Annotated in this window: 10 protein-coding genes and 2 tRNA genes; 11 read left to right on the forward strand and 1 reads right to left on the reverse strand. The window is 55.8% G+C overall.

Features of this window, described 5'->3' with window-relative positions:
* Nucleotides 1–80: 80 nt before the first annotated feature.
* Nucleotides 81–911 (forward strand): Cof-type HAD-IIB family hydrolase, encoded by an 831-nt coding sequence (locus tag CUU80_RS03305; RefSeq protein ID WP_165775815.1) that lies wholly within the window; start codon nucleotides 81–83, stop codon nucleotides 909–911.
* Nucleotides 912–1,062: 151 nt separating this feature from the next.
* On the opposite strand, the gene CUU80_RS03310 is transcribed toward CUU80_RS03305, so the two are convergent.
* Nucleotides 1,063–3,540 carry a phosphoketolase gene (locus CUU80_RS03310; RefSeq protein WP_100495975.1) on the reverse strand — a complete coding sequence of 826 codons (2,478 nt, stop codon included), beginning with the start codon at nucleotides 3,538–3,540 and terminating at the stop codon, nucleotides 1,063–1,065.
* Between the two features lie 443 nt (nucleotides 3,541–3,983).
* Between CUU80_RS03310 and guaA the strand changes: the two genes are divergently transcribed.
* The 10 genes from guaA (at nucleotide 3,984) to CUU80_RS03360 (ending at nucleotide 15,090) form a co-directional block, all read left to right on the forward strand.
* Nucleotides 3,984–5,546: a glutamine-hydrolyzing GMP synthase gene (guaA, locus tag CUU80_RS03315; protein ID WP_100495976.1), complete on the forward strand. Its 1,563-nt coding sequence runs from the start codon at nucleotides 3,984–3,986 to the stop codon at nucleotides 5,544–5,546.
* Nucleotides 5,547–6,159: 613 nt separating this feature from the next.
* Entirely contained in the window at nucleotides 6,160–7,116 is a 957-nt protein-coding gene (locus tag CUU80_RS03320; RefSeq protein ID WP_100495977.1) for a restriction endonuclease, read from the forward strand.
* 116 nt (nucleotides 7,117–7,232) lie between these two features.
* On the forward strand, nucleotides 7,233–8,714 hold the full coding sequence (locus CUU80_RS03325) for a DUF1846 domain-containing protein (RefSeq protein WP_100495978.1): 1,482 nt from the start codon (nucleotides 7,233–7,235) through the stop codon (nucleotides 8,712–8,714).
* Between the two features lie 285 nt (nucleotides 8,715–8,999).
* Entirely contained in the window at nucleotides 9,000–10,817 is a 1,818-nt protein-coding gene (locus CUU80_RS03330; RefSeq protein WP_100496363.1) for an acyltransferase family protein, read from the forward strand.
* A 194-nt stretch (nucleotides 10,818–11,011) separates the two neighbouring features.
* On the forward strand, nucleotides 11,012–12,034 hold the full coding sequence (locus CUU80_RS03335; RefSeq protein ID WP_100495979.1) for a ribose-phosphate diphosphokinase: 1,023 nt from the start codon (nucleotides 11,012–11,014) through the stop codon (nucleotides 12,032–12,034).
* A 125-nt stretch (nucleotides 12,035–12,159) separates the two neighbouring features.
* Nucleotides 12,160–12,230 (forward strand) — tRNA-Gln (locus tag CUU80_RS03340).
* A gap of 93 nt (nucleotides 12,231–12,323) precedes the next feature.
* Nucleotides 12,324–13,706 (forward strand): bifunctional UDP-N-acetylglucosamine diphosphorylase/glucosamine-1-phosphate N-acetyltransferase GlmU, encoded by a 1,383-nt coding sequence (glmU, locus tag CUU80_RS03345; protein WP_100495980.1) that lies wholly within the window; start codon nucleotides 12,324–12,326, stop codon nucleotides 13,704–13,706.
* Between the two features lie 3 nt (nucleotides 13,707–13,709).
* Nucleotides 13,710–14,135: a ribosome silencing factor gene (gene rsfS, locus CUU80_RS03350; RefSeq protein WP_100495981.1), complete on the forward strand. Its 426-nt coding sequence runs from the start codon at nucleotides 13,710–13,712 to the stop codon at nucleotides 14,133–14,135.
* Nucleotides 14,136–14,147: 12 nt separating this feature from the next.
* A complete protein-coding gene (locus CUU80_RS03355; protein ID WP_100495982.1) occupies nucleotides 14,148–14,885 on the forward strand; it encodes a histidine phosphatase family protein in 738 nt (245 codons plus the stop codon).
* 132 nt (nucleotides 14,886–15,017) lie between these two features.
* Nucleotides 15,018–15,090 (forward strand) — tRNA-Ala (locus tag CUU80_RS03360).
* Nucleotides 15,091–15,092 lie beyond the last annotated feature (2 nt).

Consider the following 15,092-nt stretch of genomic DNA (forward strand, 5'->3'; position numbering starts at 1 on the left):
TCTTTTATGACGAGTGCACAATGGCATCTGCCATCACGGTTTAATAACGCGTTACAGACAGGTCGAGAGGAACTTCGACAATGGAATACGTGACTATTGACGAACCGCACCATGACATCAAGGCCGTATTTTTCGACATTGACGGCACGCTTACCAGTTTCGTGACTCATACCGTTCCCGTCTCCACCGTCGAGGCCATTCACCGCTTGCAGGCTGAAGGAATCAAAGTTTTCATCTGTACTGGCCGCGCACCATCACAAATGAATGTCGTGCTTGACACCATGCCAGTAACTTTCGACGGCATCGTGGCATTCAACGGACAGTACTGCTTTGACAACACAGGCTTCTTCGCCTCACAGGCAATTGATACCGATGACATTCGCATTATCATCAACTGGTTGGCGGCCCACCCGGAAGTGGTATGCAACTTCGGGGAAAAAGATTACGTATACTTCAATCATTCGAACGAACGGTTGCAGGCCACATGGAAGAAATTGGGGAAAACAGCGCCGACACGGTACTTCGACGATCCCATGCCGCGTGCAATCACGCATGAGACCTTCCAGATCAGTCCATTCATCGCTGCCGAGCAGGAGGCAGAACTGGTGAGCCTTTGCAGCAACATCCGTGGAGTGCGGTGGCATCCGGATTTCACCGATCTGATTCCTGCCGATGGCGGCAAGCCACGTGGCATACAACGATTCATGGAGCATTACGGCATTGCGCGAGAGCAGACTATGGCATTCGGCGATGGTGGCAACGATACCGACATGCTTGCGTTTGCAGGCATAGGCGTGGCTATGGGTAACGCTACGGCTGAGCCCAAAGCTGCAGCTGATTACATCACCGATGATGTCGATCATGACGGTGTACTCAATGCGTTACTCCATTGGGGAGTGCTGAAGGATTGAGCCGACAGTAACGAATTCATTCATGGATTCGTAGGTCAATGTGCTGCATTCATGTACCGTATGCGACACAACGATTACAAAAAGGCCTGGGATTTCTCCCAGGCCTTCTCTATGCGTTATCGAGACTGATAGACGCTATGCACAGAGTGCATCACTCGTTGTCGCCGGCGGTAGCGGCGGTAGCGGTGACAGCACCCTTCTCCTCGGTGTTCACGCCGGAGTAGATCCAGTCGGTGTAATCCGGGTGATCGTAGCCGTTGTCGACAGCGAACTGGAAGGCTTCCTCGCGGAAGGCCTCAAGCTCAGCGATCTTGTCGGCGTACTTCTCAGCGTCGATCATGCGCAGAGCCTCAGCGGTCAGCTCGTAACGATCGATGCGGTTGACGCGAACCATGTCGTACGGGGTAGTGGTGGAGCCCTCTTCCTCGTAGCCGTGGACGTTGAAGTTGTCGTGGTTCGGACGATCGTAGATCAGGCCGCGCACATCGTGAGCGTAGGAGTGGTAAGCGAACAGCACCGGCTTGTCAGCGGTGAAGATGTCAGCGAACTCCTCGTCAGTCAGAGCCTCGTCGTTCTCCTTGGCGGACTGCAGGGAGAGCAGATCAGCGACGTTGACGACCTTGAACTTGATGCCCATAGCCTTCAGCTTGTCGGAAGCAGCCATGATCTCCTGAGTCGGAACATCGCCGGCAGCGGCAAGCACGACCTCAGCCTCATCGTTGGACTTGGCGGTGGAAGCCCAATCCCAAGCAGCAGCACCCTTCTCAAGCTCAGCGCGAGCCTCGTCCAGGGTCAGCCAGGTGGCAGCCGGCTGCTTACCAGCGATGATGGCGTTGATCTTGTTGGTGGACTTGTAGCACTTCTCGGCGATAGCCAGCAGCATGTTCGCATCGGTGGCGAAGTAGATGCCGATGACGTGATCGTTGTGGAAGCACTTGTTCAGAAGCAGGGAGGTGACACCCGGATCCTGGTGGGAGAAGCCGTTGTGATCCTGACGCCACACGTGAGAGGAGACGAGCAGGTTCATGGAGGCGATCGGCTTACGCCACGGAATCTCGCGGACGGTAGCCTCAAGCCACTTGGCGTGCTGGTTCAGCATGGAGTCGATCACGTGGACGAAGGACTCGTAGGAGCTCCAGATGCCGTGACGACCAGTCAGCAGGTAAGCCTCAAGGAAGCCTTCCATCTGGTGCTCGGACAGCTGCTCGACGACCTGGCCGGAGACGTGCATGTGCTCGTCGACCTCGTCGGAGATGTAGCCGGCATCCCACTGCTTGTTGGTGACCTCGTAGGAAGCCTGCAGACGGTTGGAAGCGGTCTCATCCGGTCCGAAGATACGGAAGTCGTGCATGTTGCGAGCGATGATGTCGCGGGTGTAGGCGCCCAGAGTACGGGTGGCTTCGAGCTGGCCCCAGCCGTGGCCGTACTTCTTGACTTCCTTGACCTCGTAGTTCTCGAGCTCCGGCAGATCCAGATCCTTACGGATCACGCCGCCGTTAGCGTTCGGGTTGGCACCGATGCGCAGCTCGCCCTTCGGCATGAAGGCCAGAACGTCGTCCTTGACGGCACCGTTCTCGTCGAACAGCTCCTCCGGCTTGTAGGACTCCAGCCAGTTCTTCAGAACCTCGAAGTGGGCCTCGGTATCGCGGGCGGAAGCCAGCGGCACCTGGTGAGAACGCCAGGAGCCCTCGGTCTTCTTGCCGTCGATGTACTTCGGGCAGGTCCAACCCTTCGGGGTGCGGAAGATCAGCATCGGATAGAACGGACGGTGGACGTTGTCGGTCTGAGCAGTGGCCTTGATGTCGCAGATCTCGTCCCAGATGGTCTCCCACAGCTCGGCGAAGCGACGGTGGATGGACATGTGGTCCTCATCGTCGAAGCCGGCGACGAACTCGTACGGCTCGTAGCCCATGCCGTGGAAGAACTCGTGCAGCTCTTCGTCGGAGATGCGGGACAGGATGGTCGGGTTGGCGATCTTGTAGCCGTTGAGGTGCAGGATCGGCAGCACGATACCATCGGTGCGCGGGTTCACGAGCTTGTTGGACTGCCAGCCGGTAGCCAGCGGGCCGGTCTCAGCTTCGCCGTCGCCGACGATGGCCGGGACGAACAGGCTCGGGTTGTCCATGATGGCACCGTAAGCGTGGGACAGAGCGTAGCCCAGCTCACCACCCTCATGAATGGAGCCCGGGGTCTCCGGAGCGAAGTGGGACGGGATGCCGCCCGGGTAGGAGAACTGACGGAAGAACTTCTGCAGACCAGCCTCATCCTTGGTGATCTTCGGGAAGGTCTCGGTGTAGGTGCCATCCAGGTAGGACTGGGAGGTACCAGCCGGGCCACCGTGGCCCGGGCCCATGATGATCACGGTGTTCTGGCCGTGGTCAGCGATGAAGCGGTTGATGTGGCCGATGAGGAAGTTCAGGCCAGGGGTGGTGCCCCAGTGGCCCACCAGACGGTGCTTGACGTCTTCGCGGGTGAACGGCTCCTTCATCAGCGGGTTGCTACGCAGGTAGATCTGGCCGATGGAGAGGTAGTTGGCGGCGCGCCAGTACTTGTCGACGCCTTCGAGGGCTTCCTCGGAAACCGGAGCGTTCAGCTTCTTCCAAGGGGTGCCAATAACAGGACTCGTCATGTGTACTCCTGTACTCCTGCACGGTATCGTGCGATTGATTATTTCTGTTCGGTCGCGGGCCTCGATTCCTTGCGGTATCAAGGCTTTCCGTTCCCAATCAATCGTCATGGTACGAGGACAACACGACTTTTGAACGATTTCTTGCGGGTGTGTTCGAAAATGTTAGCGAAATATCACTATTTGTTCGTTTCTTTGAGGCGATTGTCACTATTACCAAAAGACGCGCAATGGCCATAAACGGCGGAAACACAAGGAAAACCGGCATTATCTCCACTCTTTTCACGTTCGATTTAACCGCGTTAATATCGGCGTGTTGAGCCTAAGCACCCTCTTTTTTGTGCGTATTCCGCACATTCGCGGCGCGTGTCGGGCTTGTCTGCTTTGCCGGTGATAATCAGGAATACTGCAACCTCGACAATCCCATGAACGTTAGGGGAATATCAATGGCAAATGGTCCTGTGCTCGTCGTCGATTTCGGCGCCCAGTACGCCCAGCTCATCGCCCGCCGCGTACGCGAAGCGGGAGTCTACTCGGAATTGGTGCCTCATTCCATGCCCGTAGACGAAATCCTAGCCAAGGATCCGAAGGCGATTATTCTCTCCGGCGGACCGGCATCCGTGTTTGAACCAGGTGCTCCTTCCATCGACACCAAGGTGTTCGAAGCCGGCGTACCGGTGCTCGGCATCTGCTATGGATTCCAGGTTATGGCCTACGAGCTTGGCGGCAAGGTGGACAAGGCCGCGCTCGGCGAGTATGGCAAGACCTCCGCAGTAGTTGATGACGCATCCTCTATTTTGGCTGATTCTCCGGCCGAGCAGGTCACATGGATGAGCCACGGCGTGGCCGTCGAGCAGGCTCCGGCCGGCTTCGATGTGCTCGCCCACACCGAGGGCGCACCGGTGGCCGCCATGGCGGACGAGTCTCGTAGGCTCTACGGCGTGCAGTGGCATCCCGAGGTCAAGCACTCACCGCTCGGTCAGCAGCTCATCGAGAACTTCCTGCACCGTTGCGCCGCGCTACCCAATGATTGGAACGCCTCGAACATCATCGAGACCGAAGTCAAGAAGATTCGCGAAAAGGTCGGCGACGCCGAGGTGATCTGCGGATTGTCCGGCGGAGTGGATTCCGCTGTTGCCGCAGCTTTGGTGCACAAGGCCATCGGCGACCAGCTCACCTGCGTGTTCGTGGACCATGGTCTGCTGCGCAAGGGCGAGGTCGAACAGGTCAAGCATGATTTCGTGGCCGCCACAGGCATCAAGCTCATCACCGTAGACGCGGCCGATGACTTCCTGACTGCCCTCAAGGGCGTCTCCGAACCGGAGCGCAAACGTAAAATCATCGGCGAGAAGTTCATCCGCACCTTTGAGAAGGCCCAGCAGCAGGTGCTCGAAGAAGCCGGCGCGCGTGGCAAGGAAGTCAAATTCCTCGTGCAGGGCACGCTATATCCCGACGTCGTCGAATCCGGCGGCGGTGACGGTGCCGCAAACATCAAGTCCCACCATAATGTGGGAGGTCTGCCTAAGGACATCAAATTCCAGCTCATCGAACCGCTGCGTACCTTGTTCAAGGACGAGGTTCGCGCGATCGGCACCGAACTCGGCCTGCCCGATGAGATCGTCTGGCGTCAGCCGTTCCCCGGCCCGGGCCTCGGCATCCGCATCATCGGCGAAATCACCAAGGAACGCCTCGACCTGTTGCGCGAGGCCGACGCCATCGCCCGTGAGGAACTTTCCAAGGCCGGCCTCGATCGCGACATCTGGCAGTGCCCGGTCGTACTGCTCGCCGACGTGCATTCTGTGGGCGTTCAGGGCGACGAGCGCACCTACGGCTCCCCCATCGTGCTTCGCCCGGTTTCCTCGGAAGACGCTATGACTGCCGATTGGGCCCGTGTACCATACGACGTACTCGCCACCATCTCCACGCGCATCACCAACGAGTGCCGCCAGATTAACCGAGTGGTGCTGGATTGCACTTCGAAGCCCCCGGCAACCATCGAATGGGAGTGAAATGCTCTGACGGAGCGTTAGCTTCGTTGTGGAACATTCGACGTACTGTTGTACGCCTTCATGTTCCACGCCTCGCTACCGCACACATCAGAACATTTCACCTAATCAGATGATGTCCTCGGCCATTGTGCCTAGAGGACACACGCATCATTCGATTATTCAAGTGAAATGCTCTGACGGAGCGTTAGTAGATGCCGTTATTCGCAGAATTGATTTCTGTGAATAACGGCATCGTCGTTATATGAAGGCTTATACGGTTTTCGTGAGTGACAGGGTGAATTCTGGAAGTATAGCGTGTTGTCCTAGGTCCTCTGACGCGGCGGGAACCTCCAAGTTGCTCACGAGTACGCAAAAGTGCCGTTCCTCCTGAGTCGTACCAAATTGGACAACTTAGCTAATAAGTACTTAAAACTCAAGAATGGCTTTATTCCAACGTTTTTACAATAATATGCCATGTTCCCAATATGTTAGTAAAACGTTTGACTTAGCTGTTGTGGCAAATAAACATGGTACAACGTTGCAAACTGATTGTTTTCCGGAAGATGTGGCAAAGGTTGTTGTCATACTGAGTAAGAATTAGTGGACGATCTGCTTCGAGGATTGGAGAACACCTATGACAATGCCGACATGGGATCAGACGTTGTTCCCTATCATGAAAGAGCTTGCTGGAGGTGAAGTACGCACGGCGAAGGAGCTACATGAAAAAGTGATTGGAGTATTTCATATGTCAGTGGATGAGCAAGGGGAGACTCTAAAAAGCGGCCAGCTGCGTATTTCAAATCGTGTCGGTTGGGGGTTAACCCATTTGCACAAGGCAAAACTCATCGAAAACGCTGAGAAGCGAGGATCTTATCGGATTACCGAGGCTGGAAAAGCGTTCTTGAACACGCATTGCGACGGTTTCGCTCGTGAACAGCTGGAAGCCGTACCGGCATTTGTCGCATGGAAAAAAGGGTATCAAGGCAAGAATGTTGAGGCAAAGATATCCCCGATATTCAACCATGAGGACGTTAATACCGCTGCCTCTGATGATTTAACTCCAGAAGACCTTATGGAAAAGGCATCGGAGCAGCTGAATGAGACTCTTGCTTCAGAGCTACTTGATCGCATCATGGCAAATGATCCCTATTTCTTCGAGCGTTTGGTAACAAAGTTGGTATTGGGTCTTGGATACGGGGATTTGTCGCAGACCTCCAGTGAAGTTACGAAGAAGAGTGGAGACGGTGGTATCGACGGCGTAGTCAGATTGGATAGGCTCGGTTTGGACTCTGTTTACATTCAAGCCAAACGTTGGAACAGCGATCATGTGGTTGGACGACCTGATATTCAAGGTTTTGTGGGGGCGCTAGTCGGAAACGGGGCTCAGCGCGGTGTGTTTATCACAACTTCACGTTTTTCGGAGGAAGCTCGTCGTTATGCTGAGGAAAGCATGCGTTCCAGCAATCTTAGCGTTGTCCTCGTCGACGGTATGACGTTGACAAAGCTGATGATTGAATACAACGTTGGAGTTAGCGTAAAAACCTCCTATGAAATAAAAGCGGTGGATAACGATTTCTTCGATAATGAGTAATGAAAACTAGATTGAAATCCATGTGACTGCGTACTGCTTGTTGCATATCGCGTTGGGATTGGTTATCCGGTATAATTCTTTCGTTTACGACGATGTTCGGGAAGGAATACCGCCTTATGCGTCAGGGCTTCGACAACGAGAAGTATATTGAGCTGCAGTCCGATAACATTCGAAAGCGCATCGCACAGTTCGGTGGCAAGCTGTATCTGGAATTCGGAGGCAAATTATTCGATGACTACCATGCCTCTCGCGTGCTTCCGGGCTTCGAGCCAGACGTGAAATTCCAGATGCTCAAAAGCATGGCACACGATGTGGAAATCGTCATCGCCATCAACGCCAACCACATTCAACAAGGCAAGGCTCGTGGCGATCTCGGCATCCCATATGACGAGGATGTATTACGACTGATCGATATTTTCCGCTCCCACAACCTCTATGTAGGTTCCGTAGTACTCACCCAGTACGCCGGGCAGCCGGCCGCCGACACCTACCGTCACCGCCTCGAACAGCTTGGCGTCACCTGCTATCTGCATTACCCGATCGCCGGCTACCCACATGACATCGAACACATCGTCTCCGAGGACGGATACGGACGGAACGACTACATCGAAACCAGCCGTCCGCTTGTTGTGGTCACTGCGCCCGGTCCCGGATCCGGCAAGCTCGCCACCTGCCTGAGTCAGCTCTACCATGAGCATCGCCGTGGCATTCAGGCCGGATACGCCAAGTACGAGACCTTCCCGATCTGGAACCTGCCGCTGAACCACCCTGTCAACATCGCGTACGAGGCCGCCACTGCGGATTTGGACGATGCCAACATCATCGACCCGTTCCATCTGGAAGCACATGGAGAGACCACCGTCAATTACAATCGTGATGTCGAGGCGTTCCCCGTACTCAAGGCCATGATGGAACGCATCATGGGCGAAAGCCCCTATCAGAGCCCCACCGATATGGGCGTAAACATGGCAGGGTATGCAATCAGCGACGATGAGGCTTGCCGTGAGGCCGCAAAACTTGAAATCGTACGCCGATATTTCACCGCATGCGTGGATTTGAAACGTAGCGGCACCGGAGAAGAACAGGTCGAGCGTCTGCTGTCGATTATGAAAAAGGCCGGCGTGGATGAGAACCTGTCCCCTGCCCGCTCCGCAGCCTTGAACAAGGAGGCATCCACCGGAGCGCCTGCCGGAGCGATGGTATTGCCCGACGGCCGAGTCATCACCGGCAAAACCGGAGTGCTGCTCGGCGCGGCCAGCGCGCTACTGATGAATGCGCTCAAAGCCGTCACCGACGTAGACCCCGAGCTTCCGGTGATTGACGACAACGCCATCGAGCCTATTTGCCGGCTGAAAACGGAACATCTCAACAGCGAAAACCGACGGCTGCATTCCGACGAGACATTAATCGCGTTGTCAATCACCAGCGCCACCAGCCCCGAGGCCGCCCGAGTGATCAACGGTCTTGAACAGTTGCGCGGGGCCGATGCCTTCTTCTCGGTTATCATCTCCGCAACAGACGAAGCGCTGTATCGCAAACTCGGCATTACTGTCTGCTGCGAACCGAAATACGAACGAGTCAGCCTATACCATAAATAAAGTTCAGATAGTCGAGGACACCATGGTCCACGACTATCAACCAGCAAACAGGAGTCAAGCAGAAGCCCAAATAGAGGCTGATAACCCAGTCCATCACATTCCCCGAACATTCAGTCTCTGAGCATCACGCGTCCGAACCTCGGCACCAATAACTGTCGTGGTCTATTGCTGTAATGCATGCGAGAAAGAGTGGTTTGAGAGGTAAGAAGAATAACAGTGACATCTGCAACGCATGGACGGTTCATCGGACTCGATGGCATTAAAGGATTCGCTCTCATCGGCATCATGCTGTATCACTGCATGCAGCAGCAATTGCCCGGCGGATTCTACGGCGTCGATATGTTCTTCACCGTATCCGGATTCCTTATTGCGGCCAGCCTGTTCCGCTCGCTTGCTGCCAAAGGTTCAATTAACCTCGAACGGTATATTCCCAAGCGTGCGGTCAGGCTCTACCCGGGACTCTTGTTGCTGATTCCGGTAATCGTCTCCGTCGGATGGTTGTTTGACAAAGACATGCTGGTCTCCATCCGCAATCAGGTCATCACAGTGCTGCTCGGATGCTATAACTGGTATGCCATTGCGGGCGGGCAAAGCTATTTCGATCAGATGAATCCGCAGGTGTTCCGCCATCTATGGTTTATCGGCGTACTCATGCAGTTCTATGTGATCATCCCATTGATTGCATGGTTGATGTGGAAAATCCGGCGTACACATCTTGCCTCATTGATTCCGCTGGCGCTTGCGGCCGGTAGCGGCGCAGCTATGTGGTATCTCTACGTGCCGGGCGCAGATCCGACCCGAGTGTATTTCGGCACCGATACTCACGGCGTGGGGCTGATGCTTGGTGTGGCTCTCGCGTGGTGGGTCACTGCTGATCAACGTCATCAGCTGCACAGCGATTTCCCCGCCACGCGCATGGCCCGTTCCGGTCGACGCAGTCTTGGTACACATACTGCGCAACAGCACATCTCGCTTGAACGTCATCTCTGGTACGCCGTTGCGCCGCTGTTCGCTTTTCTTAGTCTTATCGCGCTGATTTGCATGGCCGTCCTCGGCAAGCAGGACGCGTTCGCGTTCCGGGGCGGCATTCTCCTGTCCAGTCTGCTCTCTGTACTGCTTATCGCCGGCACAATCTCACAGGACTCATGGATGCAAAGCCTTATGGTGTTCAAGCCATTGGCTGCTCTCGGCAAGTATTCGTATGGCATTTATCTGTGGCATTGGCCGCTGTGGATTCTTTCCGGTGCGATGGCTCCAAAGATTTTCAAAACGGCCGGTCCATGGACTTTGGTTATGACCGCAATACTCACCGCTGTGGCAGCGACCATCTCCTGGCTTATGGTTGAAAAACCGGCCGCCAGGTATTCCGCATTGTTCGTGCTTGTCCCCTACCGTAATGTGACGGCACTGCACATCGTGCGCGCAATTATTGTTGACCTGATCGTAGTAGTCTCCGTGTTCGGCACCATACAGGGCATGGTCAACGCCCCGGATAAAACGGCCATGCAAATGCAACTTGAGCAACAAGCCCAGCAACTTGAAGCACAGCAGAAGGCCAATCATGAACTGATTCGCAAAGCGGTGCCCGCCCCTCCCAAGCCGAAGCATGAGATGCCCACCGGAGACCAGATCACCGCTATCGGAGATTCAGTCATGTTGGCCTCTTCCGATGGTCTTTCCTCGGTGTTCCCCGGTATCAATACCGATGCCAGCGTCTCTCGTTCGATTATGGTAGCCCCGGAACTACTCGGCAACGATCTTACGGCCGGCACATTGCGCCAGTGGGTACTACTGGGATTGGCCACCAACTCCGCCATTACCCCCGATCAGCTTGATCAGATCCACAACATGATTGGTCCTGATCATGTCCTTGTACTGGTCAACGCCCATGGCGATCGTACTTGGATTCCACCGACCAATCAGGTGCTTGCGGACTATGCCGCCGCTCATCCGGACGATGTGCTGCTCGTGGACTGGGATGCCGCAGCAACAGCGAATCCACAGATACTTGGTTCAGACGGCATTCATCCGACTATCGGCAGTGATCTTTACGCGCAAACGGTCAAGCAATCCATCGCTCAATGGATCAAGGCCGGCCACTGAGCTGCAGTCCACCGTAGGACGAATACCATCGAGATCCTAGCAAATATCGATCTGAGACGAGGATGCGCAAGACATGCCTCTATGGTCGCGTGCTTCGTGGTACGCCCGGTGAACATCCGGCAACGCGGGCGTGACTTCCCCGTCGTCAAGCACAGCTAGACTGAAAAAGCAGTTCAGACCACACGTTGGGAGTAATGGTGAGCGCAATCCTCGAAGGAAAGCCTGATAAAAACCTGATTCTCGTTACGGGAAGAATTCATCCGAAGCTGGCTCAGGACGTTGCCGATCAACTTGGCATCGACGTTCTGGAAACCACAGCGTATGACTTCGCCAACGGCGAGATGTATGTGCGGTACACCGAATCGGTGCGCGGTGCCGATGTATTCGTATTGCAAAGCCACTACAAGCCTATTAACAAGGCCATTATGGAACAGCTCATCATGATTGATGCGCTCAAGCGTGCCTCCGCCCGTTCCATCACTGCCGTATGTCCGTTGCTTGGGTATTCTCGTCAGGACAAGAAGCATCGTGGTCGCGAGCCCATTTCGTGCCGTCTGGTGTTCGACCTGCTCAAGACCGCCGGTGCGGACCGCATCATGTCTGTGGATTTGCATGCCGCACAGTCTCAAGGCTTCTTTGATGGACCTGTCGACCATCTCATCGCCATGCCGGTGCTGGTCGACTACATTCGCGATCGTTTCCAGGGACATCTGGATAATGTGGCAGTCGTTTCACCGGATGCCGGGCGTATTCGTGTAGCGGAACAATGGGCACAGCGCCTTGGCGGTGGTCCACTTGCTTTCGTTCACAAGACTCGTGACATCACCCGCCCGAATCAGGCGGTCGCGAACCGCGTGGTCGGTGACGTGGCCGGCAAGGATTGCGTACTGGTCGATGATTTGATTGACACCGCTGGCACCATTGCCGGCGCATGCCACGTACTTCAGGATGCCGGTGCCAAGTCGGTGACCGTGGTGGCCACTCACGGCGTGCTTTCTGGACCAGCCATCGAACGACTGAAGAACTGTGGAGCGCGAGAGGTCGTGCTCACGGACACCGTTCCGATTCCGGACGAGAAGCGTTGGGATGGTCTTACCGTGCTCTCGATCGCCCCTCTGCTGGCCAGCGCCATTCGCGCCGTGTTCGAAGACGGATCGGTGGCCGAGCTGTTCGACACGTATCCTGAGCATCACGGCCAGGGCTTCCTGTTCGCATGATCTCATGTGCTGGAATGAGCAAGACATTATCTCTCGGTTCTGCGCAACACGACTTGCCGATAATGTCTTGCTCATTCCAGCACATATGGTATAAATAAATATTTGTGGGTTGTAAGGCCCACCACTCCCCCATGGTGTAATGGCAGCACACGGGTCTTTGGAACCCTTTGTCTTGGTTCGAGTCCAGGTGGGGGAGCTCGTTGACGGTCGTCCGGACATCCGGGCGGCCGTCTATTGTTTTGAGATGATTCACATTACTGGTATTCCAAACGAAGGGAATGTGTCCGTTATGGCATTATCTGCCGCCATTGTGCTCGCCGCCGGCGAAGGCACACGCATGCGCTCCAACAAACCGAAGGTGCTGCACACCTTCGCCGGAAAAACCTTCCTGAATCGAGTTATGGATTCAGTCGCGGCACTGGAGCCGGACACACTGGCCGTTGTCGTGCATTTCCAAGCTGAACGGGTGTCCGAAGCGGCGCGTTCCTACAATGAACATGTCACCATCGTCAATCAGGATGATATTCCCGGCACTGGCCGTGCCGTGCAATGTGCGATGGCGCAACTCGCCGATCAGGGTCAGCTCAACGGCCCAGTACTGATCGCAGCTTCCGATATGCCGCTACTGGACAGCCGCACGCTGCGTGAGCTGGTCGATTTCCATTCTGCTTCCGGCAATGGCGCCACCGTACTGACCACCATCCTTGATGATCCCACTGGGTACGGCCGCATCATCCGTGACCGTGAGGGCAATGTGCTGCGTATTGTGGAGCAGAAGGACGCCAATCGCAGTGAACTGGCAGTCCAAGAGGTGAATACCTCCGTGTATGTGTTCGACGCGGCTTTGCTGGTGCAGGCCATCGCCGATCTCAAATCCAATAATGCGCAGGGCGAGTTCTATCTCACCGACGCCTTGGAAACCGCCCGCTCCGCCGGCAAGGTCGGCGCCTTCACCGCACCCGACCCGTTGACCGTCGAAGGGGTGAATGACCGCGTGCAGCTGGCCGCCTTGTCCAAAACATACAACCGCCGCGTCTGCGAACACTGGATGCGTGAGGGAGTGAGCATTCTCGATCCCGAGACTACATGGATCGAAGACGACGTGCAGATCGGCCGCGACGCCACCATTCTGCCCGGCTGCTTCCTGCAAGGTCACACGGTAATCGGACAGGATGCAATCGTCGGTCCCTATACCACGCTTATTGACGCAGTGGTGGATGACGGTGCCACTGTTGAACGTTCCCGCGTTCAGGAGTCGCATATCGGAGCCCGCACCAACATCGGTCCTTGGACTTATCTGCGTCCTGGCAACGAATTCGGCGAGGACGCCAAGGCCGGCGCATTCGTGGAAATGAAGAAGGCCCATATCGGCAACGGTACCAAGGTTCCTCATCTGAGCTATATAGGTGATGCTCAGCTCGGCGATCACACCAACATCGGAGGCGGCACTATTACCGCCAATTACGATGGCGTGCATAAGAACCGCACCGTCATTGGTGCCGGATGTCATGTCGGCGCCGGCAATCTGTTCGTGGCTCCAGTCGAGGTGGGAGACAATGTGACCACCGGTGCCGGCTCTGTGGTACGTCACGCCGTGCCCAACGACACGATGGTCTACTCCGAAAACACGCAGCATAACGTCGAGGGCTGGAAGCCCGCTTGGGAGCGCTGAATCGTGCCAGCATTGCAAGACTCGATCAACACGGTCCGTGTGGCCGCCGAAGCTGCCGACCGTGTCAAGGCCACTGATATCGTGGCCTTCGATGTAGCGGATTTACTGGGTATCACCGATATCATGATGATTGCCGGAGCCTCCAACGAACGCCAAGTTCTGGCGGTAGCCGAGGAAATCGAAAAAGATCTGTATCTCAAATGCGGCGGTCGTCAGCCGCGTTCTCGCGAAGGCTTGACCGAAGGCCAGTGGGTGCTGCTCGACTATGGTGATTTCGTGATCCATATCATGCATGAGGAATCACGCGAGTTCTACGGTCTTGAACGTCTGTGGAAGGACTGCGAATCCATCGATCTGCAGCTCGCCCATCCGGAGCACTCGCTTTCCGACGCAGTTCGCGACAACGAGCCGATGACCGCCATCGACTGACAGGAAACACGAATGGCAGCACAACATGTTCGCTCGATCTTTCTGATCCGTCATGGACGCACTTCCTACAACGCCGCGCACAAGCTGCAGGGGCAAGTGGATATTCCGCTGGATTCCGTAGGTGAATGGCAAGTACGTCAGACCGCTTCAGCGCTGAAAAAGCTGTATGTAGACACGCGTCCGCAAAGCGACCGACGCATTATCGTGTGTTCGGACCTGTCGCGTGCGCATGCCACCGCGCAGGCCTTTGCCGATGTGCTGGGCGGCAGTGAAGCAGGCATCGAGGTCCATGATGAGCCACGTGTCAGAGAACGCAGTTTCGGTGACTGGGATGGACATGCCGTAAGCGAATTGGCGGAGCGTTATCCCGAGGATTTTCGTTCATGGATGGAGCATCGTGGCGGCGAGCTCAAATACGGTGCCGAGCCGAAAGAGCATGTCGGCTCACGCGGCGTTGAAGCGTTGATGGATTGGTCTACCCGTGCCGGTGACGATACGGATCTATTCGTGTTCTCGCACGGCGCTTGGATCGCTCAGACATTGCAAACACTGTTGGGATTGAGTCGCATCGATTCAACGTTCGCATCCGTCGTTTCCATGCGTAACGCGCATTGGGTGCGATTGGTGCCAATGGACGTCAGTGAGACCGCACCGGATGGTACGGTCCGCCAGTCCACGCGATGGCGGCTGATGGACTACAATCACGGACCTGCCATCGCCGATACGGATGAGTGGGAGCGGGAACGCTGAAAAGCGTTGCGATCATTGGTGTGTCGCACTGTTGCACGGCCATTACGCAACGCGCGACACACCGATAGTTGCCTGTTTCGGACCTCCGGGGTAATGTATACGAGGTCCGAAACGGACCGATAACTGAATTACGGGGCTATAGCGCAGCTGGTAGCGCATCTCCATGGCATGGAGAGGGTCAGGGGTTCGAATCCCCTTAGCTCCACA

This window comes from Bifidobacterium scaligerum (genome assembly GCF_002802865.1).
Classification (GTDB): Bacteria; Actinomycetota; Actinomycetes; order Actinomycetales; family Bifidobacteriaceae; genus Bifidobacterium; species Bifidobacterium scaligerum.

What these genes read in the sequence shown, in the direction of transcription:
- CUU80_RS03305 (WP_165775815.1), top strand. Translation starts at nt 81, where the DNA reads ATGGAATACGTGACTATTGACGAACCGCACCATGACATCAAGGCCGTA.
- CUU80_RS03310 (WP_100495975.1), bottom strand. Translation starts at nt 3,540, where the DNA reads ATGACGAGTCCTGTTATTGGCACCCCTTGGAAGAAGCTGAACGCTCCG.
- guaA (WP_100495976.1), top strand. Translation starts at nt 3,984, where the DNA reads ATGGCAAATGGTCCTGTGCTCGTCGTCGATTTCGGCGCCCAGTACGCC.
- CUU80_RS03320 (WP_100495977.1), top strand. Translation starts at nt 6,160, where the DNA reads ATGACAATGCCGACATGGGATCAGACGTTGTTCCCTATCATGAAAGAG.
- CUU80_RS03325 (WP_100495978.1), top strand. Translation starts at nt 7,233, where the DNA reads ATGCGTCAGGGCTTCGACAACGAGAAGTATATTGAGCTGCAGTCCGAT.
- CUU80_RS03330 (WP_100496363.1), top strand. Translation starts at nt 9,000, where the DNA reads ATGCTGTATCACTGCATGCAGCAGCAATTGCCCGGCGGATTCTACGGC.
- CUU80_RS03335 (WP_100495979.1), top strand. Translation starts at nt 11,012, where the DNA reads ATGGTGAGCGCAATCCTCGAAGGAAAGCCTGATAAAAACCTGATTCTC.
- glmU (WP_100495980.1), top strand. Translation starts at nt 12,324, where the DNA reads ATGGCATTATCTGCCGCCATTGTGCTCGCCGCCGGCGAAGGCACACGC.
- CUU80_RS03355 (WP_100495982.1), top strand. Translation starts at nt 14,148, where the DNA reads ATGGCAGCACAACATGTTCGCTCGATCTTTCTGATCCGTCATGGACGC.